Source organism: Collinsella sp. An268 (assembly GCF_002159765.1).
In the GTDB taxonomy this organism is placed as follows: domain Bacteria; phylum Actinomycetota; class Coriobacteriia; order Coriobacteriales; family Coriobacteriaceae; genus Coprousia.
In genome coordinates this window covers 1-20,826 of record NZ_NFJH01000009.1, presented here as the reverse complement: position 1 = coordinate 20,826, position 20,826 = coordinate 1, and the positions used below count along the sequence as shown (strand labels likewise).

Annotated in this window: 16 protein-coding genes; 3 read left to right on the top strand and 13 right to left on the bottom strand. The window is 67.0% G+C overall.

The window, feature by feature from the left end; genetic code table 11:
* Nucleotides 1-4 precede the first annotated feature (4 nt).
* The 4 genes from B5F70_RS07735 to B5F70_RS07720 all read right to left on the bottom strand — a co-directional run bounded on the left by B5F70_RS07735 (nucleotide 5) and on the right by B5F70_RS07720 (nucleotide 6,482).
* Nucleotides 5-916: an ROK family protein gene (locus B5F70_RS07735; RefSeq protein ID WP_087205008.1), complete on the bottom strand. Its 912-nt coding sequence runs from the start codon at nucleotides 914-916 to the stop codon at nucleotides 5-7.
* Nucleotides 917-1,127: 211 nt separating this feature from the next.
* Complete coding sequence (locus tag B5F70_RS07730) at nucleotides 1,128-3,389, bottom strand: family 78 glycoside hydrolase catalytic domain (RefSeq protein WP_087205007.1); 2,262 nt, start codon at nucleotides 3,387-3,389, stop codon at nucleotides 1,128-1,130.
* A gap of 161 nt (nucleotides 3,390-3,550) precedes the next feature.
* Nucleotides 3,551-5,089 (bottom strand): DUF5605 domain-containing protein, encoded by a 1,539-nt coding sequence (locus tag B5F70_RS07725; protein ID WP_087205006.1) that lies wholly within the window; start codon nucleotides 5,087-5,089, stop codon nucleotides 3,551-3,553.
* Nucleotides 5,090-5,198: 109 nt separating this feature from the next.
* Nucleotides 5,199-6,482: an MFS transporter gene (locus tag B5F70_RS07720; protein ID WP_087205005.1), complete on the bottom strand. Its 1,284-nt coding sequence runs from the start codon at nucleotides 6,480-6,482 to the stop codon at nucleotides 5,199-5,201.
* Between the two features lie 303 nt (nucleotides 6,483-6,785).
* Here B5F70_RS07720 and B5F70_RS07715 point away from each other — a divergent pair, with 303 nt between their 5' ends.
* A complete protein-coding gene (locus B5F70_RS07715; RefSeq protein WP_087205004.1) occupies nucleotides 6,786-7,427 on the top strand; it encodes a TetR/AcrR family transcriptional regulator in 642 nt (213 codons plus the stop codon).
* Nucleotides 7,428-7,736: 309 nt separating this feature from the next.
* On the opposite strand, the gene B5F70_RS07710 is transcribed toward B5F70_RS07715, so the two are convergent.
* From B5F70_RS07710 to B5F70_RS07670, 9 genes are all read right to left on the bottom strand, one after another.
* Nucleotides 7,737-9,227: a glycerol kinase gene (locus tag B5F70_RS07710; RefSeq protein WP_087205003.1), complete on the bottom strand. Its 1,491-nt coding sequence runs from the start codon at nucleotides 9,225-9,227 to the stop codon at nucleotides 7,737-7,739.
* A gap of 227 nt (nucleotides 9,228-9,454) precedes the next feature.
* Entirely contained in the window at nucleotides 9,455-10,399 is a 945-nt protein-coding gene (locus B5F70_RS07705) for a transketolase C-terminal domain-containing protein (RefSeq protein WP_087205002.1), read from the bottom strand.
* 5 nt (nucleotides 10,400-10,404) lie between these two features.
* Nucleotides 10,405-11,379, bottom strand: coding sequence for a transketolase (locus B5F70_RS07700; RefSeq protein WP_087205001.1), 975 nt, complete (start codon nucleotides 11,377-11,379; stop codon nucleotides 10,405-10,407).
* Between the two features lie 16 nt (nucleotides 11,380-11,395).
* Nucleotides 11,396-12,814, bottom strand: a complete 1,419-nt coding sequence (locus B5F70_RS07695; protein ID WP_087205000.1) for an L-fucose/L-arabinose isomerase family protein — start codon at nucleotides 12,812-12,814, stop codon at nucleotides 11,396-11,398.
* Between the two features lie 319 nt (nucleotides 12,815-13,133).
* Complete coding sequence (locus B5F70_RS07690; protein WP_087204999.1) at nucleotides 13,134-14,144, bottom strand: LacI family DNA-binding transcriptional regulator; 1,011 nt, start codon at nucleotides 14,142-14,144, stop codon at nucleotides 13,134-13,136.
* Between the two features lie 229 nt (nucleotides 14,145-14,373).
* Nucleotides 14,374-14,967, bottom strand: a complete 594-nt coding sequence (gene recR / locus B5F70_RS07685; RefSeq protein WP_087204998.1) for a recombination mediator RecR — start codon at nucleotides 14,965-14,967, stop codon at nucleotides 14,374-14,376.
* A gap of 17 nt (nucleotides 14,968-14,984) precedes the next feature.
* Entirely contained in the window at nucleotides 14,985-15,305 is a 321-nt protein-coding gene (locus B5F70_RS07680; protein ID WP_087204997.1) for a YbaB/EbfC family nucleoid-associated protein, read from the bottom strand.
* A gap of 74 nt (nucleotides 15,306-15,379) precedes the next feature.
* Entirely contained in the window at nucleotides 15,380-18,034 is a 2,655-nt protein-coding gene (dnaX, locus tag B5F70_RS07675; RefSeq protein WP_087204996.1) for a DNA polymerase III subunit gamma/tau, read from the bottom strand.
* A 56-nt stretch (nucleotides 18,035-18,090) separates the two neighbouring features.
* The gene (locus B5F70_RS07670) at nucleotides 18,091-18,285 is read right to left on the bottom strand and encodes a hypothetical protein (RefSeq protein WP_087204995.1); all 195 of its coding nucleotides are present in this window, start codon (nucleotides 18,283-18,285) and stop codon (nucleotides 18,091-18,093) included.
* Between the two features lie 141 nt (nucleotides 18,286-18,426).
* Here B5F70_RS07670 and B5F70_RS10675 point away from each other — a divergent pair, with 141 nt between their 5' ends.
* Complete coding sequence (locus B5F70_RS10675; RefSeq protein ID WP_087204994.1) at nucleotides 18,427-20,325, top strand: serine/threonine-protein kinase; 1,899 nt, start codon at nucleotides 18,427-18,429, stop codon at nucleotides 20,323-20,325.
* Nucleotides 20,322-20,826 (top strand): DUF3662 domain-containing protein (locus B5F70_RS07660; protein WP_143753943.1); only part of this gene is annotated, 505 nt, incomplete at its 3' end. The genes B5F70_RS10675 and B5F70_RS07660, both read left to right, overlap by 4 nt.

The following is a 20,826-nucleotide window of genomic DNA, read 5'->3' as shown; positions in this document are numbered from 1 at the left end:
GGCCTTACGCCTCTGCCAGGCGCTTGGCCTCCAGCACGGCGCCGTAGATGTTGGCGTCGTTGCCGAGCTCCGCGCGCTTGATGACCGGACGCGGGAAGCCGGGGAGCATGTGCTCGAGGGCCTTGTCCATCATGCGCTCGAACGCGTCGAAGAGCTCCGGGTGGCAGCTGATGCCGCCCGCGATGGCAAAGACCTCGGGGTCGAGCACGGCCTGCAGGTTGATGAGCCAGTTGTCAAAGGCAAGCGCATACCGGTCGAGGCCGCGGATGGCCGCCTCGTCGCCCGCCTCGATCCACTTGAAGAAGATGCGACCGTCCACCGCGGGATCAACCGGCTCGCCCTTCTCCTCGAAGATGCGCTTGCGCAGCGCCATCCAGCCGGCTGTCTCGGCAAACCAATTGCCCGGCGTCACGGGGTCGGCCGTGTTGTTGTTAAGGAAGCTGAACTCGCCGGCGAAACAGTGCGCGCCGCGCAGGGCCTTGCCGTCGATGACGATGCCACCAGCGATGCCGGTGCCGATGCCGATGGTCACGCCAAAGCGCGTACCCTTGAGGGCGCCAGCGGCGTACTCGCCGAGGCCGGCGCACTTGCCGTCGTTGTTAACGGCAACGGGCACGCCAAAGCGCTCGCGCATGAGCTTGGCGAGCGGGCACTGGTCCATGTAGGTGAGGGCGCCGCCGCGGTGGATGGTGCCATCCGGGTCGTCCTCCATGACGGAACCGGGAACGCTCATGCCAATTGCCACGACTTGGTCGCGATACGGTTCGACGAGCGAAGCGAACGCCTCAACCGCCTCCTCGGCAGAGGAGAAGTCCGTCTTGATGGAGCCGCGGTCGCCGACGAAGTTGAAGTCCTCGTCCATGATGGCCCACTTGACCTCGGTGCCGCCCACGTCAATGCCAAAGTACTGCTTCATTGTTCGCTCCTCAAGAATCGTAGATTAGATGGTGCCGCGCGGCAGGGGCGCCGCACACTTCTATTCAGCTTACGTCAACCCGCCCTAGCTTCAGCCCGTAAAAAGAGAAGCGGGCAGGTTAATCGGGGAACGGCGTTAACAAACGAACTGCTTGCTAACGCCGTTTGAACAACAGACGGACACGTCGTAGCGCGCTGTCACCAGGCTTATCCTACGCAGCGCAGCCGAAGCGGTGCGTGCCACCCGCCACCTCGAGCGTCGTGCCATCGGGCAGCGCTACGTCGGCCATGACGCCGTCCGGTACGGTGCATTCGAGGTCAAAGCGACCGTCCTCGCAGCGCCAAAAGACCTCGATGCGCCCCCGCATCGACTCGTAGGCGCAACGCGCCCACGTGATGCCCTCGCCGGGACGCGGGGCGATGCGCACGCGCGCATACCCCGGCGCCGCCGGCGAGATGCCGCCGATAACCTGGTAGATCCAGTCGCACACCGCACCGAGCGCGTAGTGGTTGAAGCTCGTCATATCGCCGGGGTTGATGGAGCCGTCGGGCAGCATTGAGTCCCAGCGCTCCCACGTGGTGGTTGCGCCCATGCGCACCGGGTAGAGCCAGCTGGGGCACTCGTCCTCCAGAAGCAGGCGGTACGCCTCCTCCACGTGGCCGTTTTCAGAAAGCGCCCACGTTACGTACGGCGTGCCGGCAAAGCCCGTCGCAACCTTGTAGTCACCCTCACGCACAAGCTCGGCCAAGCGGTCTGCCGCGGGTGCCACCTCATCGCCCTCAAGCAGGCCAAAGTGGAGAGCCAGCGCATAGGCCGCCACGGCGTCGGAGGTAAGGCGCCCGCCCTCGAGCACATACGTACGACGGAACGCCGCGCGCGAGCGCTCTGCGAGCTCCTCCCAATGCGCGCGGTCCTCGGCAAGACCCAGAATCTCCGCGGTATCGGCGGCGATACGGGTACTGCGGCAAAGGCACGCCTGCGCGATGAGGTACTTGTCGGTCTTGCCGTCCATGGGGGCCTCGGGCGGAGCCGCCGGATCGAGCCAATCGCCAAGCTGCAGGCCCGTGTCCCACAAGCCCGTATCAGAGAGGCGCTCCTCCACGGCGCGCAGATGCATCCCCATGGCGGGGTACTGCGAGGCAAGCGCGTCCTTGTCGCCGTAGACCTGCCAGAGCGTCCAGGGCACCCAGCAGCACGCGTCGCCCCAAAGCGCCAGCTCGCCCACCGTCTTCCAGAAGTGGTCGCTGTACTTCACCACGTCGGGCGCCACCACAGGCACGCAGCCGAGCTCGTTGTGCGCCGTCTCGGCCATGAGCGTCTGCATCCAGTCGCCCAAAAACGCCGAGCAGTCGTACTGGAACGCCGCCGTGGGCGCAAAGACCGCAATATCGCCCGTCCAGCCCATGCGCTCGTCGCGCTGCGGGCAGTCGGTGGGAATGCTCACAAAGTTGTCGCGCTGGCTCCAGAGCGTGTTCGAAACGAGCTTGTTCACGTCATCATTCGAGCATGTGAACCAGCCCGTGCGCGGCAGGTCGGAGCTGATGGCCACGGCCTCGATATCGTCCGCGCCAAGCTCGCCCGGCCAACCGGTGACCTCGGCATAGCGGAAGCCGTGGAACGTCATCGTGGGCTCAAACACGTCGTCGCCACCGGAGAGGATAAAGGTATCGGTCGCTTTGGCCGCGCGCAGGGGGCGCACACCGAGCTCGTCCGCCTCGAGCACCTCGGCATGGCGGACGACCACCTCGGTGCCCGCGGGGCCCGAGACATGCACGCGCGTCCAGCCCACGATGTTCTGCCCAAAATCGACAAGGGTCTTGCCCGCCGGGCTCGTCCAGATGCGCACCGGGCGGAGCGTCTCGACGCGCCGCACCGGAGGCATTGCCCGAGCGTAGAGCGTCGAGTGGTCGAGGGCGACCTCGCGCACCGAGAGCTGCTCGGCGCGCGGCGCGATTCGGGCATCGATGGTCTCACCGTTGTAGAGCGAGTTTTCCACCACGGGCGTCGCGTAGGCCTGCGCCGTGCCATCGGCCGCCGTCAGGGCCACCTGCCGCGAGCCATCGGCGTACGCGATCTCGAGCGCTCCGATAAAGCCGAGCTCCTGCCCGTAATCGATCTTCATGAGGTCGAAGCCGAGCGCGCCGCGCCACCAGCCGTTGCCCACGACGACCGAGATCTGCGCCGCACGGCCGCCCGCGCGCACGAGGTCGGTGACGTCCGCCTCCTGCACGGCAAGACGCCACTCGTACGCGGTCCAACCGGGGTTCAGCACCGCGTCATCCACCGAGACGCCGTTCACGCGTGCCTCGTAGATGCCGTGCGCTGTCGACACCAGGCGTGCCGACGTCACAGCGCTGGCCGGCCCCTCAAGCTCAACATCGCAGGTGAGCCCAATTGCCTGGCCGCGCGGGGCATCCGCCCCGATCATATGCGCACCGGCGAGCAGCTCAACTGCAGAAAGTGTTTCCGTCATGATCCCTCCCCTGCTTTGGCGGCATCACGCCGCCAGATTGCGCCTCAAATCCATGCATACCCGCGCACGTTGGGCGCCTTTCTCTGGGCTATGGAGATTGCTTTCTTGAAAAACGACGGAGGGGCAGCCGCCTCGCGCCGACCGCCCCTCCAAAAACTGGCTTACGCAGTCTTGTCGACTGCCTTGATATGCAGCAGCATGTACTGGCGGCTCGGCAGGTCCACACGCACCTGGCCCTCGTAGGTGCCCGGCAGGGTCTCGACCGTCATGTTCCACGTGTCCACCACGTCGATCGTATAGGTCTTGCCCTCGGGCAGGGTAAGGTCGCGGTACGCCGGACGGAAGAAGCCAAAGTACATGACCACGTCGTCGGTGCCTTCGCTCCAGTCGTTGGCCATGCAGGCAATATCCCAGTTCATGGTGCCCAGGCAGAAGCCCTTCTCATACGGCACCAAGTCCATGTCCTCCGGCAGGCTCTCCATGAACTGACGGCAAAACGCGATGCGCTCGGGGCTCTCGCCGTACAGCTTGCCGCCGTGCGCCCACCAGATCTTGGGGCCGCGGTCCACGTAGGTCTCGCCATGGGTGACGTACCCGCCGCGCAGGCACCCCTCCCAGAAGCGGCGCACCTCCTCCTGAGCGGTCAGGTTGCCCCAACCCCAGGTGACGTTGCCCTCGTAGCCGACCTCGTCCACCAGCACTGGCTTGTGGTACTGCTCGCGCAGCTCCGTCACGCACTCTGCCGTCTTCTGCAGGTCGCAGCGCTGCCAGCTCACGTGCGTAATCCACGGGTGACTGTGGTCAAAGAGCGTGCGGCAGTTGTGGATGCTCCGCAGGTGACCATACGGGTCGTTTGCCATAACGATGCGGGCGTAGCTGTCCCAGTCCTCCACCGACTTCCACGGCATGAGGTCGAACTCGTTGGCGAGGCTCCACCAGACGTTGCGGAAGGCGCTGTAGCGCCGCGCCACGTACGCGAGATAGAACGCATCCTCCTCGCGCGTCATCTTCGAGAAGCCCCACTCCGGTTTGTCGTAGGGGTGGAGCAAGATGATGTCCGCCTGGATGCCGAGCTCGTCGAGCTGAGCGAGGCGATGGTCGAGGTTCTCCCAAAACGGCTCGTAGAACCGCGTGTGGTCAAAGCCGTCCTCCAGCGAGCCCTCAAAGGCGTACATGGCCGGGTCATCGGTGTTGAAGTCGTAGAACTTGGGGAAGATGCACATGCGGATCTTGTTGAAGGGCGCCGCCGCGAGGGTCTCGACCGTCTCGTCCTGGCACTCCGGCTCCTGGTTGGTCCAGGCGTAGGCCGTCGTGCCAAACGGCAGGAAGCGCGTGCCATCCTCGTAGGAGAACGTGTTGTCGCCGCGCGTGTCAAAGGGCACGTCGCTCCGCTTGACATCCTTCGCCAGCAGCACGCGGCCGTGGTTGCCCTCGGATGCCGGGGTGACCTCGACCTCGCCCGCGGTACCCGCGAGCGCCGGGTCGTTGGAGGAGGTGCGGTAGGTCCAGGTTCCGGCGGAGCGGGGCATGAAGCGGATGCCGTAGCGACCCGCACCGCGGTAAAAGCCGCGCACCTCGACGGCGTCCGTGCCATCGGCGCGCTCAAACTGCGCCGTCAGCGCGATATCGACATAGGGGTTGCCCTCAGAGGTTCCCTCAAGCACCAGATCGAGCACGCGGTACTGTTCAACAGTCTGCATGGATGGGCTCCTTTCTTTGCACATCCGGTATGACAAGCGGGCACGTCGGCACGTCCGAAACCCGGAGCAACCGGCGTGCCCGCAACACCTGCGCCAAGCGCGGCGGAACTTACTTGACCTTCTTCACCATCATAATGAAGATGACGCCGCCCAAGATGAGCGCGATGGCGACCGGGAACGTCAGGAAGTACGAACCGGTCGAGGCGACGATCGCCGAGGTGACGGCGGGGGCGATGGCCTGGCCCAAGGTGTTGGCGAGGTTCTGGATGCCCATGTCCTTGCCGGCCTCCTCCTTGGAGGGCAGGACGTCGACGTTGAGCGCCTGGTCGACGGCGGAGTAGATGCCGTAGCCAAAGCCGGAGAGCGCGGCGAAGACGTACATGCTCTCGGCGGTGCGCATGAGCCACGGGGCCGCGAAGGCGATGCAGATGATAAGGGAGGACACGGCGATGAGCGGCTTGCGGCGACCGATCTTGTCGGAGATGACGCCCGAGATGAGCGAGGTCACGAGCGACACGACCATGATGATGACCGACATGGTGGAGAGCACCGCGGCGGCGTTGACGTCGTCAAGACCGATGTAGCGCTGCAGGATGTAGAGCTGGTGGCCGGCGATGACGAAGTAACCGAAGATGAAGAGCAGGCGGCCGACGAGGGCAACATAGAAGTCGCGGCAGTTCTTGGTGGGCGGCACGAAGCTCTTGAGCAGGCGCACGATGCTGAAGGCCTCACCCGAGGTCTCGTCCTTAGCGGACTTCTCGCGCGGCCAGATAAGGAGCACGATGATGCCCGTGAAAAGCCAGGAGACGGTGCCAAAGAGGAAGCCGGGGATGGGGTTGGTGATGAAGGCGGAACCGATGATGGTGCCGAGGGACTGACCGCAGGTGGCGCCGGCGCCGTAGAAGGCGGAGATGGTGCCGCGGCGGTTCAGGGGCACGCGGTCGGAAAGGACGGCCACGGCGGGCGCGAGCATGCAGTTCAGACCGACTTGGAGCGCGGACCAGCCGATGACGATACCCGAGACGGTCGTCTGCACCGAGGTGAACCAGAAGGCCGCACCGGTAAAGATGCCGCCGATGGCGATCCAGGGCGAGCGGCGGCCAAAACGCGAGTGGCACGCATCGGAGAGGGCGCCGAAGACAAGGTTGGAGATGAGTGCGAAGATGCTGCCCGCAGCCTGCATGGAGCCGAGGACGGCCTCGGAGTTGCCGGGGAACAGGTCGTTGAAGCGCTGCGGAAGCAGGACCGCAGAGCCGATGGTACCGGACATCATCCACATAACGCCGAAGATGATGAAGCCGATGCAGAACCGGTAGAACGTGGACTTGGGCATCGGTTTGCCGGTGTCAGGTGCGATGGTGTTGGGATCCACCGCTGCTGTGGCGTTGGCCATAGCTCTCCCTCCTTCGGGCGGGCGCGCGGCCCGCGTTGCGCGAGAGACGGGTGGGACGGCACGCGGCGAGGGGACGCGCTGCGGGCCGTCCCGCCCTCTCTCACAGGAATACTGACTACTTACTAACTAGTAAGTAATTTCGTCTGCGATTATGCGCCGCAAAGAGCAGGCCGTCCGCCCCTACACGGCGAACGGTCGCGATATATCGGTTAATGGTTAGTAACCAGTAATAACTTGGGGAGGTGCTACCCTCTTCATAAACGGTTCTTAACCGTACTCAAGCAACCTTAAGGACTGACGCCTATGGCAGACCTGAAAAAACAACCGGTAATCGCGGCGAAGAAGCGCAGCCAGGCAGCCGAAGACCGCCTGCACGAGATCGTGCTCGCCGCTGTCGACATCATCAACGAGCGCGGCTACAACGGCATGTCGCTGCAAGCCGTCGCCAACCGCGTGGGCATCACGCAGGCAGGCGTGCTGCATTATGTGGGCAACAAGGAGGGCCTGCTCTTTGAGGTCATCGAGCACTATTACGACCGCTCGAGCACGGCGGAGGATTATCTGTCGCTCTTTAACGCGGGCGGGCCGTTTGCCGGCAAGCGCCCCAAAATCCCCGAGTACCTACGCCTTCTGGTGGCCGAAAACGCGCACCAACCCGAGATGGTCATGCTCTTTCAGATGCTCAACACCGAGGCCATCTCCAAGACGCACCCCGCACACGCCTACTTTACGGACCGCACCCGACGGGCCACTGAGCGCAACAAGCATGTTTGGAGCGTGCCTGCGGGCGTCGACCCACAGCTCACGCTCTCGGTGGCACTTGCCGCGATGTACGGCCTCGAGGGCCGCTGGCTTGCACGCCCCGACGAGATCGACTACGAAGCCGAGTGGGCGCGTTTTGAGGACGTGCTCTTTCCCCTACCGCTGTGGGAGGGGTACCGCTAGGAGCAACCCGAACAGTACGCGCCCGCGATAATCGCAGGGCTGCCGCGCCGCTCCGTTTCATGCCAAGCTATAAGAACTGTTCGCAAGGTAAGGAATTCGCGCCCAACTCGCAAAGTAGACCCATTGCAGGCACGCTTTTTACCTGCAGGCTTGACGCGGACGAACCCGCACTGCTTGCCAAGATCGCTGGAATTCCTTACCTTGGTGCATGCTTCACCACGGTACTATGCCACTAGCGCCGAAAATGAACAGATGCGGCACATTCCGTCGCCAGATCAGGCGAATCGCCGTAATCTGACGACAAGCCCGCTACCCTGCGAAGGCGATAGCCGCCTTGACGGCTCGGCGCCAACCCTTGATGCGCGCGGTGCGATCATTCTCATGCATCTTGGCGTCCCAGCCAGCACGCGGCGCCACGCTGCGCGCGACGTCTGCCGGATAGATCCCCAGTGCGATGCCCGCCGCCCATGCGGCACCGAGCCCGCTCATCTCGTCGTTGCCGGCAGCCACGATGGGCACCCGCAGCATATCGGCCAAGAATTGCATGAGGTAAGGGTCGCGCGTAGGACCGCCGTCGACGCGCAGCTCGGCCAGGCTCACGCCTGAATCGCGCTGCATGGCATCTGCCACGTCGAAGATCTGGAAGGCGATGCTCTCGACGGTCGCCCGCACAAACTCGGCGCGGCCGGTCGTGCGCGTCATACCAAACACGGCCGCGCGCGCCTCGGAATTCCAATGCGGCGCACCAAGCCCGGTGAAGGCGGGCACGACATACACGCGGCTCGCCGGGTTGGCGGCATATGAGAGGTCGGTGGTCTCCGCCGGGCTCTCGATCATCTCCATGTCGTCGCGCAGCCACGTCTTGACGGCGCCGGCGTAGTTGATGTTGCCCTCGAGCACGTAGACCGTCTCGCCGCCCATGCGCCAGCCGAGCGAGTTGGAAAGACCCGTCTGCGAACGCGAGAGCTCGTGGCCGACGTTCATCATCACGCTGGAGCCCGTGCCGAGCGTCGCCTTGGCCTGGCCGGGCGCGTAGCAACCCTGGCCAAAGAGCGCGGCGTGGCTGTCACCGAGCACGCCGTGGATGGGCACGGGCGCCGGCAAGAAGCCGTCGAGGTCCGTCATGCCAAAGCACGCATCGGAGTCCGTCACCTCGGGCAACCATGCGGGGTCGATGCCAAACAGACGGCAGCAGCGCGTGGACCAGTTGAGCTTCTCGATATCGAAGAGCTGCGTGCGGCTCGCGTTGGAGTAATCGCAGCGGAACTCGGCACCATGGGTGAGCGTCCAGACGACCCAGGAGTCCACGGTGCCGAGGTGCAGGTCGCCGGCACGGGCGATATCGCGCGCCTCGGGCACGTTCTCCATGATCCACGTCATCTTGGCAGCCGGGTAGTACGGCGAAAGCGTGAGGCCCGTGCGCTCGCGGATGACCTCGGGCGCGCCCTCGCGCTGCGCGATGCGGTCGCAGACCTCCTGGGCACGCGAGCACTGCCACACGATGGCGTCGCACAGCGGCTCACCGGTGCGCGCGTTCCACGCCACCGTGGTCTCGCGCTGGTTGGATATACCGATACCCGCGATATCCGCAGGATCGACCCCCTGCTCCTCCACGACGGCGCGCGCGACGGCCAGAACGTTCGCGGCGATCTCGGCGGGGTCATGGCTTACCCACCCCTCCTCGTTCACCTTCTGCTCATGAGCGCGGTCTGCACGGTGGATAAGCCGGCCCGCCTCGTCGACAAGCAGGGCTTTGGTGCCCTGGGTGGACTGGTCGATGCCGATGATGTAGCGAGCCATGGGAACTCCTCGATTGCAGCCCGATACGATGCGCCGCGGCGTGCGAGCTGCCGGCGCGGGCGGCGTGACGGGCGATTGTGGTCGAAACCGCGTTCTGGGCAGATATGACGGTCGAAATCGGACGTTAGCGCGACTTCGTCCGAGCCTGCCCAGAACGCGTGGGCGATGGAGCGGGTCCGGCCGCCAAGGCGGCGGGGAGATGCGGGCCCGCTCCTTTTGCTCTCGGGTTACTTGCGGGCGATCACCGCGTGCGCAGCGTCCGCGATGCCGGCGGCATCGAGCCCGTAATGGGCAAAGACCTCAGGCGACGTACCGGTGATGACGGGCGCATCCGGAAGCGACAGGCATGTAAGCGGGCACGGGCACTGGGCTCCCAGCACCTGGGCGACCATGGAGCCAAGGCCTCCGAAGGGCGAGGCCTCCTCAACGGTCACAACGGCACCGGTGCGCTCCGCGGCGCGCACAACGGCGTCCGCGTCGAGCGGCTTCACGCAGTACATGTCGATTACGGTCGCCTCGACGCCCTCGGCCGCGAGCGCCTCGGCGGCGTCGAGGGCGGGACGCACCATCTCGCCGCAGGCGATAATCGCAACGTCGGAGCCCTCGCGCACCCAGGTGGCGCGGTCCATCTCAAAGGGGCACACGTCCTCAGTGTAGACGTCCGCCACGGCGTTGCGGCCCACGCGGATGTATGCCGGCTTGTCGTCGGCGAGAAGCGCGGTGGCGAGCTTGCCGGACTGCCACTCATCGGAGGGCAGGTAGACGCGCATGTTGGGAATCGCAGCCATGGCGGCGATGTCCTGCGCGGAATGGTGGCTCATGCCGAGTGCGCCGTAGGAGACGCCGCCGGAGACGCCGAGCAGCTTGACGTTGGTGTTGGAGTAGGCGCAGTCGACCTTGGCCTGCTCGTAGCTGCGGGTCGAGAGGAAGCACGCCGGGGATGCGACCCACGGCTTCTTGCCGCACGCCGCCATGCCGGCCGCCATGCTGACGGCATCCTGCTCGGCGATGCCGGCCTCGACGGCCTGCTCGGGATACGTATCGAAAAACGGCGTCATGGACGCGGAGCCACGGGAGTCGGAGCACACGACCACCACGTCACGGTCGCCCGCAGCGGCGGCCTCCATCAACACCTCGCAGATAACCTGCTTGTTCGCTTTCGTCTTCGCCATGGCGCTTAGGCCTCCTTAGCTTGAGGATTGACCGGGCAGTCGGCCGCGGGCGCAGGCGCGGTGGCACCGGCGCGACCCGCGAGCGCGGCGACGGGCGCCGTGGCCTCGGCGCGGCCGCAGGCAAAGTCGAGCACGGGCACATAGGCCTCACCCTGAGCGGCGGCCTGCGCATGCGCGGTAAGGTCCGCCGTGATCTGCGCGTACTCCTCGTCGTTGGGCAGATGATGATGCCAGCCCGCCTTGTTCTCCATCACGGGGCTGCCGAGGCCCTTGACCGTATCCATGATGATGGCGGTCGGGCGGCCCTTGGTGGCGGCCGCCTCGGCGAATGCCGCCTCGAGCGCCGCGAGGTCGTTGCCGTTCACGCACACGGTGTGCCACCCAAAGGCCTGCCAGCGCGCCTCTTGGCTGTCGGCGCGCATAACGTCCTCGGTGTTGCCCGAGATCTGCAGGTGGTTGCGGTCGATGATGGCGCAGAGGTTGTCGAGCCCGTACGTGCCGCCGGCCATGGCCGCCTCCCAGATGGAGCCCTCGGCAAGCTCGCCGTCGCCCATCACGACATACGTGCGGTACGCACGCCCGTCCATCTTGCCGGCAAGCGCCATACCGGTACCCACGGGAAGACCGTGGCCGAGCGAGCCGGAGTTCATCTCGATACCGGGGAGCTTGTTGTTGGGGTGACCGATGTAGGGGCTGCCGAACTTGGAGAAGCGTGCCTTGACGTCGGCAAGCTCGAGGTAGCCGTAATGGCAGAGCACCGCGTAGTACGCCTCCATGGCGTGGCCCTTGGAAAGGAGGAAGCGGTCGCGGTCCGGGTCATCGGTGCGGTCGGCCGCCACGTTCATGACCTTGCCGTACAGGAGCATGAGGGCGTCCATCACGCTCATGTCGCCACCGATGTGCCCGCCGCCGCCCGCCACGATGATGTCGACGGCATCCTGGCGCAGCTGCCAGCGCAACTGCTCGAGATTCTCAGTCATTATGCCTTCCCCTTTCTCACTCGCCGCGCAGGTAGGCGCGCACGTCTTCCTCAATGGGATCGTAGAAGTCGGGCGTAACGCCGATGTACTTGCATGCCTCGTAGAGCACCGGCACCACGTTCTTGTGGATGCCCACCACGTGATGGATGTAGGGGCCCTCGACGATCTTGGCCTCGAGGCGCTTCAGGTTCTCGACCTCGATCCAGAGATAGGTGCCCATGCCCTTGGGGCCGTCGATGCCGCGGGCGTTGCCCAGAAGCAGCGAGTACTCGCCGTTATCGCCGTCAAAGCGGGCGAGGGTGAGCTCGCCGTGCTTTGCCTCGGCCGTCAGCGCGCCGGGGTAATCGAACGCGAGCGGGTAGGTGAGGCGCGGCGTCTCGCACGCCACCGAGCACGGCCAGGGGCCGCAGTGCTGCAAAAGCTCGCCGTTCTCGTTGTCGGGATGGCGGACGGTCCAGTCGGCAAAGAAGCTGCGCGTCTCCCCCATGCCGGCCGCCTCGACCATAAGAGCCGAGATGGCGCCGTGGATGTCGGTCTCGCAGACGACGGGGATTCCCATCTCGTTCAGGATGGCGTTGGCGGCGCAGGGCATGATGCCGAGCTCGTCTTGGAGCGCGTTCCAGCACTGGACGGCGCCGGCGTTGCAGCCGTACTTGTCGATCAGCGCCTTCATGCCGTTCGCAAGCGCCGCGACGGTGCGGGTCTGCTCCGTGGTGGTCTCGATCTTAAAGTGATCGGCCATCCAGGCGAGCGTGTCGTCGAGGTTGGCCTCGTCGGCCTCGGCGGCGCGCACGGCCTGGATGAGCTCGGTCATGGGCACCGGCGCGAGCTGGATGTTGAACTTCTCGAGCAGCTCGCCCTCGTTCACCATCGTCGTCCAGAAATCGAAGGGACGGGTGGACATCTGCAGGACGCGGATGTGGCGGAACGTCTTGACGACGTTGCAGACCGCGAGGAAGTCGCGGACGCCGCGCTCGAACTCCGGGTCGGTAAGGCGGCAGTTGGTCATATAGGTAAACGGCACCTGGAAACGGCGCAGGACCTTGCCCGTGGCGAACAGGCCGCACTGCGTGTCGCGCAGACGCGTGCCATCCGGCTCAGGGCGCTCGTCGCGCGGGCCCCAGAGGAGCACGGGCAGGCCCATCTCGCGCGCAAGGCGGGCGCAGAGGTACTCGGTGCCAAAGTTGGCGTGGCAGAGCATGATGCCGTCGACGCCCGCAGCGCGGAACTTGTCGACGATGGGCTGGACGTGGCTGTCGTCGAAGAGCAGGCCCTCCTCGTTGATGTCGTCGATATCCACGAAGTCGACGCCGAGCTCACGCAGGCGATCGGCCGTGAGCCCGCGGAACTTGATGGCGTCGGGAGCGGAGAAGATGCTCCGGCGCGTGGGCACATAGCCCAGCTTGATGTGCGGTTTGGCTGCGGTAACGTTCATGACGCTCCCCTTCTGACACGGGCCGTGCGCACGCGCGCGGCCCACCGGTCCCATCGTCGTCTATACTGTCTACTAAACGTTTTACACGTTTCACTGACTATTATGCCAATAATTAAGGTAAACGGTCGTATAAACAGGATGAACGGTAAAAGAAATAGCGGATGGTACCCAGACGATACCATCCGCTTACTTTGTGCACATCAACGCGCCTCCACGGAGCAGGCGCCCGCCTCATGTGTTCGCCCACTGCAGCAGCAGGGAGCGTCTCGCCCGTCTTGCGAGCGCACCGCCTGCGGAGGCGCAGGCGGCCCTGCGCGCCCTATCGGTCGCACACGCTCTTGCGCTCCACAAAGTAGGTGCTCACCAGCGTCTTGCAGGTATAGTTCTTGGGGTTGTTGACGTTGCCGATCAGACGCCGCACGGCGATCTCCCCCACCTCGTGCTTGAGCACGTGCACCGTGGTCAGCGGCGGTGTGGAGAACGCACCGAGCGACAGGTCGTCGAAGCCCACGATCGAGACGTCCTCGGGAACACGAATGCCCGCCTCCGTCAGCGCGCGCATGGCGCCTACAGCCAGCACGTCGTTATCAGCGAAAAACGCCGTCGGCAGGCTATCGCGCGACACACGGGAAAGCCATGCGGCCATATCCCCGTACGCGCGCTCTAGCGTCGTCCCCAGCTCCACGCGCCACCTCGGATCGAAACCGAGGCCCCCTTCGTCCAAGCCGCGGAAGAAGCCCCGCTCGCGCGCGCGGAAATTCTGGATGCGGAAGTCGCCCGACAGATAGCCGATGCTGCGATGGCCGCGCTCGACGAGATACTGCACCACGCGCAGCACCGACCCCTCGTTTGCCATGACCACGGCGTCGAAGTCGAAGCGGTCGCTCCAACCGTCGAGCACCACCATGCGGGCCGGGCAGGAGCGGAAGAGCTCGTAATCCTCCTCGCCGAGCTCGGTGCCCAAAAGCACCACCGCCGACGAAGGGTCGCCCACCAGCTCCGCCACCTGCGGGCGCACGGCATCGAGATCGGAGAAATCGAGCGAGACAAAGGCGGTGCCCATGCCGTGGCGGCGCGCCTGACGCTCCACGCCCTCGATGACGGAGGGATGGAACGTGCTGTCGTCCACGATGGCGCCCGTCTTGCGCGCAACCACGAATTTAATGGCATCGAGCTGCGAGGGGTGCTGGTACCCAAGGGATTTTGCCACCGAGCGAATCTTCTCGGCGGTCTCCTCGCTCACGTTGCGCTTATGGTTGAGCGCGTTGGAAACCGTCGCCGGGGAGAAGCCGGTCACCCGGCTGATCTCACGAACACTGACCTTGTGCATAGGGCACCTCGCACCTAAACAGATTGCTAGAATGTTTACCTATTCGTTTATACCATGGCGTGACGGGCTGTATACGCGCCCGGGGTATCGGCGAACGGCCGATTAAGGTATGCGAACGGTCGTGTACGGCGCACACCGCCGATGCCGGGCGTGGCGCCAACGGGCACATGGGCCGGGGCACCGCCCGGCCCTGCCCCGTTAACGGCGCAGATGACAGCGGCAGGTGGCCTTAGAGGGCGCGGCGTGCTTCGATGGCGCGACCCAGTGTGAGCTCGTCGGCGTATTCGAGGTCGCCGCCCACGGGCAGGCCGCTCGCCAGACGGCTCACGGCAATGCCCAGCGGCTTGATGGTGAGGGCGAGGTAGCTCGCCGTGGCCTCCCCCTCCACATTGGGATTCGTGGCAAGGATGACCTCTTGGGTCCCCTCTTCTGCCAAGCGCGCCAGCAGCTCGCGCACATGCAGCTGATCGGGGCCGATCTTGTCCATGGGGCTGATGACGCCGCCCAGCACGTGGTAAAGCCCCCGATACGAGCCCGTGCGCTCGATGGCGGACACGTCGCGCGGCTCGGATACCACGCAGATGCGCGTGCTGTCGCGCGTCGAGTCCTGGCAGATGGGGCATTCATCGGCCGTAGCGTAATTGAAGCAGCGGCGGCAGAAGTGGACCTCCTCTTTGACCTCGAGGATGGCCTCGGCCAAACGCCGCGCCTCCTCGGCGTCGGCCTCCAGAAGATGATAGGCGATGCGCTGGGCGCTCTTGGGGCCGATGCCCGGCAAGCGCCCCAGCTCGTCGAGGAGTTTCTGCAGACTCTGGTTTGCCACGGCGCAACCGTCCCGTCTTAGAACGGCATGCCGGGGATGTTGAGGCCGCCGGTGATGGCGCTCATCTGGCGGTTCGCCTGCTCGGCAACGCTGCGGTGCGCCTCGTTAACGGCGGCGACGATCATGTCCTCGAGCATCTCGACGTCGGCGGGATCGAGCGCCTCGGGGTCGATCTTGATGGAGGTGAGCTGCATCTCGCCGTTCATGGTCACCTTGACCATGCCGCCGCCCGCAGAGGCGTCGACGCTTACTTGGGCGAGGCTCTCCTGCGCGGCGGCAAGCTGCTCCTGCATCTTGCGGGCCTGCTTCATCATCTGCTGCATGTTCATATTGGGCATGGGAGCTCCTTGTAGGTAGGGGACGCGCATACGGCGCCCTATGCGGTGCCCGTGCATCGTACCACGAGCGCGGGCTACTCCTTATGAACGATGACACCGGACCCAAAAACGCTATCGAGCAGCTTCACGGCGTCTTCCGAAGTCTCCGGAACCTCCGCGGGCGGCGCATCATGGTTGAAGACCGCCGCCGGGTCGAAGGAGGGGGACTTCGCCACCGCGGGCGAAGCGGCCGGGCGCGGGGCGGCAGGGGTAGCAGCGCCCTCGACTGCCGAAGCATCCGAACCGCCGGCAGCAGCGGGCGCGGACGCCGCCGGGGGCTCGACGGGCATATCGAACGGAGGCAGATCCTCCTCCGCCTCGTATCCCGCGATGAAGGCGTCGTCGTACGGGACGACCTCGTCCTCCCACGCGCGGCGGTCCTCCTCGACCGAGGGCTCCGAGATCACCGTGGGGCCGCTCGTCTGATCGGCTGCCGGCGCCGCCGGAACGGAAGCCGCGGGCGAAGCGGGGGTCGCGGGTGCCGATGCCTCGCTCGTAAACGGCACGAAGCCGGGCGACACCTGCGCAGGGGCGGGGGCCGCGGGTTTTACCGCGGTCGCCGGAGCGGGTGCCGGGGTTTCGCCGGACCGGGGTGCCGGCTCGGGCGCGGGGGCGGTAACCGGGCGCGGCGCGGGGGCGGCCGGTGCGGGCGACGCGGGCGCAGCAGCCTCAGGCGCAGGTGCCGCCGGGGAGGGCGCGGGATCGGGCTGCGGCCGGGGAGCCTGCGACACCTGTGAGGGGGAGGCGGGCGCGGGGGCGGCAGGGCGCGCGGGGGCGTCGCCCATCACGTAGTGCACCTTACGAGTACCGAAGACCTCGGCGACGACCGGATGGATAGCCGCCTCGGAATCGGCGCGCCCCAGCATCTTGATGGCAAACCCCGACCCCGCCGGGAAGGCGACCGTCAGCGTGTCGCCGTCGTCCGTGCGGGCGCGCGAGCTCTGCAGAAGCGCTCCGCGTGAGGGCTGGGCAACCGTGACGCGGTGCACGACCTCGGCCCACCGGCGCTGCAGGTCGCCCTCGTCAGTCACGGGAGCAGCCGCGGGAGCGGGGGCGCCGGAGGGCGCGGCCTCGTTCTTCTGCGGTACGGGCGCACAGGCGGGCTCCTGCGGAGCAGGCTCCTGAACGTGCGCGACGGCAGGCGCGGGGGCCGGAGCAGCGGCAGCCTCAGAAACGGGAGCGCGCCCGGGCGCCGGGGAGACGGACCTCTCCGGAGAGGCCGGGGCCGGTGACGGGACCGGCGACGGGACAGCATCTTGCACGGGTGCCGGGGCGGAAGCGGCGGCGGATCGTGCCGGGCCGGGCACCGCGCTCGGGGCGGGCGCCTTGCGCTGCGGCGCAGGCGAGGCGGGCGCATCCCACGGCGCCGCCGCATGCGGACGGGCGGCGACTGCGCGCGCGGGGGCAGAGACCGGTGCCGCGGACGGTGCCGCCTCCTGCCGTGCCGCGGGCGCCGCGGCAGGTCTGCCCATCAGGCTCGACGCCGCGTCCGCGTCAAGCGGGGCAGACGGCACGCCGGCGGCAAGCTGTGCCTCGATGCGGTCCAGCCGGTCCGCCAGAGCCTCGAGCGTAAGGTCTGACGCGGGGCGCGCCAGGCGCGTGAGCGCGATCTCGAGCACTAGGCGCGTGTCCGCGGCGTTGCGCATCTCCAGCGCTGCGTCGTCAAGCACGGTCAACATCCGCGCCACGCGGTCGTTCCCCTCAAACAGGGCGGCCTCGGCAGAGAGCGCCTCGAGCTCCTCGGGCGTCGCATCCACCACCTCGCGCGCCGCACCCGCGACGCGCACCATATAGACATCGCGCAGGTGCGCGATGAGGTCCCGGGTAAGCTCCATCAGGTCGTTGCCCTCGTCGACCTGCGCGCGCACCAGCGAGAAGAGCGTCGCGACGTCGCGCGCGGCGAGGGCGCGGGCAAACTCGGCGAGCACCGAGCTCGCCACCTCGCCCAGCAGGGCGCGGGCGTCGTCGGCGCGCACCGCCCCGCCGCCAAAGACCGAGAGCTGCTCCAGCGTCGACAAGGCGTCGCGCATGCCGCCGCGCGCGTGCTTGGCAACGATCTCGAGCGCCTCGGCATCGTAGGCAAAGCCCTCTTGCTCGCAGATGTAGGCGAGGCGGCCCTCGATATCCTCGTTGCCGATGCGATGGAAGTCGAAGCGCTGGCAGCGCGAGAGAATGGTCTCGGGAATCTTCTGCGGGTCGGTGGTGCACATCACGAAGACCACGTGCGCCGGCGGCTCCTCGAGCGTCTTGAGCAGCGCGTTGAAGGCCGCCACGGTGAGCATGTGGACCTCGTCGATGATGTAGACCTTGTAGGCCCCGCGCACGGGGGCGAAGTTGACCGATCCGATGATCTCCTCGCGCACGTTGTCCACGCCGGTGCGGCTCGCGGCGTCGAGCTCGTACACGTCCGGGTGGATGCCCTCGGCGATCTGCGTGCACTCAGGGCACGTGCCGTCCGGCATGCAGCCGCTCGCCCCCTCCGCGCGCGCCGCCTCGGCCTTCTGGCAGAGCAGCGCCTTGGCGAGGATGCGCGCCATCGTGGTCTTGCCCGTGCCGCGCGGCCCGCAGAAGAGGTACGCATGGGAGAGGCGCCCCTCGGTGACGGCGTGCTCGAGCGTCGAGACGATGTGCTGCTGGCCCACAACGCTCTCAAAGGTGAGCGGGCGATATTTACGGTACAGCGACTCCATGGGGAATCTCCTATCTATGCACTCGGTCGGGCGGAGCGGGTCTCGGCGAAACGGGCCTACAGCCCGTGCGCGGTCAGGCGCCGATCGATGTCTTTGAGCGTGATGCGCGTCGCGAAGAGCTGGCGGTACGTGGCGGTCTTGACCTTGTTCTCGGCACGCAGGGCCTCCATGCGCCGAGAAACATCCCCGAGCTCCGCCCGTGCCTCGGCGGCAAAGGCCTCGTACGCGGCCAAGCGCTCAGCATCGCTCATCGTCCATCCCCTCACTTTTGCCCGCAGGCGTCGCATCGACGGTCCTACCATCATACCCGCCGGCGCGGACGAAGCGGCGGGGCGTGGTATGATGACGAAAAACCATGGCCCACACGAACCAGAACCGCACCAGGATCCGCCATGACACGCTTCTCATCCCATAGGCGCCCCGCGCCCGACGCCGCGGCGCGCCCGCACGCGCCCTCGCCCGCCGAGACGGGAGCCGCCATGCTCGCCGACGCCCCCGCCCCCGGCGCGGCCGCCACCGCGCTCCTCAAGCGCTATCGCCCGCTCGAGACGCGCGGGGGCGGTACGTTCGGCACCGTCGAGATCTGCCTCGACGTCCGCCTGAAGCGGCGCGTCGCCATCAAGCGCATGCCGCTCGCCGACGAGGGGGCCGCCGCCGACGTTCCGCTCGAGACCTACGCCACGGCGCTTGCCGAGGCGCGCACGGCGAGCATGCTCGCGGCCAGCCACATCGTCCAAGTCATCGATTTCACCTACGACCGCGGCTACGCCTACCTGGTGATGGAATACGTAGACGGCATGTCGCTCGAGGAGCTTCTCGCCGCCGTGGACGGGCACTCCCTCACCTACGACGAGACCGCCGCCGTTGCCGACGCGCTCGTGCAGGCGCTCGCCTTCGCGCACGACAACGGCGTGCTCCACCTGGACGTCAAGCCCGCCAACGTGCTGATCGACCGCACCGGCAACGTCAAGCTTGCCGACTTCGGCATGGCGAAGCTCTCGCGCGCGACCGGCTACGGCGACGCTCGGGGCGGCACCATCGGCTATATGCCGCCCGAGCAGCTCATCGGCGCCGATGTGGACGGGCGGGCGGACCTCTTTGCCCTGGCCGCCGTCCTCTACGAGGCGCTGTGCGCTGAGGCCCCCTTCCGTGCCGAGTCGGCCGCCGCGTCCATCGAGCGCATCCGCGAGGGCGCCGAGGACCCGGCGGAGGTGCTGCCCGGCATCCCTGAGCTTGCGGACGAGGTCCTGCTCGCGGCGCTCTCCTCCGCTCCCGAGGACCGACCGGAAAGCGTCGAGGCCTTCGGGGAGCGCTTCCTCGCCGACCTGGGCAACCCGCGCGCCGGGCGCCGCAGCCTCGCGAACCTCATCGCCGAGCTCACCGCCGACGAGGACGATGCCGACCTCGCCCCCGAGGCCGCCAAGCCCGCGGTGGAGGTCGACCCGGCCGAGGGCTGGCTCGGCAGCCGTACGCCGCGCGCCCGCGCCCTCGTCACCGGCGGCATCGCGGGCGCGGGCGTCGCCGTCGCCGCCGCATACGTGCTGGGCATGACGGGGGTTGCGAGCCCGGTGGCGACGCTTGCCGTCGCGCTCGCCACGGGCGGGGCCTCGGTGGCCGCGCCGCAGCTGGGAAGCGCCCTGGTGGCTGCGGGCCTCATCTGCGCCGTCGCCCCCGCCACGCCGCTTCTGGCGCTTCTGCCCGTGCTGCTGCCGCTGATAGCGCTCCTCACCAGCTGGTGGTACGTCTGGGGCCGCACGCAGCCCGCCGCCTCGGCCGCCTTTGCCGCCATCCTCGCCGCCGGCGCGCTCACGGGCAACCCGTGGCTTCTCGCCGGACCTATCGCCGTGTGGTGCGGCTACCTCAGCGCGCCCGGCGTCGCCGCGGCGACGGTCGGCCTCGGCGTCCTCACCTCCGCGCTGTTCAACACCGCCCTGGGGACGGCGGGGGCGCTGCCGGCAAGCGCTGCGTGGGCCGCCATCGCCGATGGGCACCTCATCGCCGGCGCCGCCGGGGCCGCCGCGACCGCTGCCGTCGTGTCGGCGGTGGGCTCGCGCCTATGGGAGCGCTTCTCCGCCGGCGGGGGCACGGGGCTCGACATCGTCTGTGCGGCCTCCGGCGGAATTATGGTTGTTTTGCAGCTCTGCCTTGCAAACCCTGTGGAAAATACCAGCTCGCAGACCCTACCCTTTGCCGTTGCTTTAGGGATGGGCGCGCTTTCCTCTATAATCTGGCTCATCTGTACCTATGGGCTCGGCTATCGAAAAGAAACGGCGGAGGGTGATCGTCCGTGAACTTCCTGAACATCTTCGAGGACCACGTGGCGGGTATCTTTGGCGCCAGCCGGGCACCGTTCTCCTTTAAAAAGCTCGCCAAGCAGGCAGTGCGCGAGATGGAGGACCAGACACTCGTCATCAACGGCGTCAACACGGCGCCCGCGCTCTACACCATTCTCATCGCCGCCGACGACGACCCGCTTATGGCGCCGTACTATCCGCAGCTCACGCGGGAGGTCGCCGAGTTTGTGAAGGCGCATGCGGAGAAGAAGGCCTATATCTTTGTGGGCGAGCCGCTCGTCCGCTTCATGATCGACCCGCAGCTCCGCGCCGGCAAGTTCTCCGTCTTTGCCGAGAACGTCGACGCCCCCACCCTGGGCCGCCTTTACGAGGAGGAGCGCGCCTACCAGCAGGGGCTCTCGCAGAGCCTCACCGGCCCCGCGGCCCCGCGGCCGAGCGAGCCCGCACCGGCGCCCGCCGCACCGCAGACGCCGACGCCCCGCACCCGCCGCGAGCCCC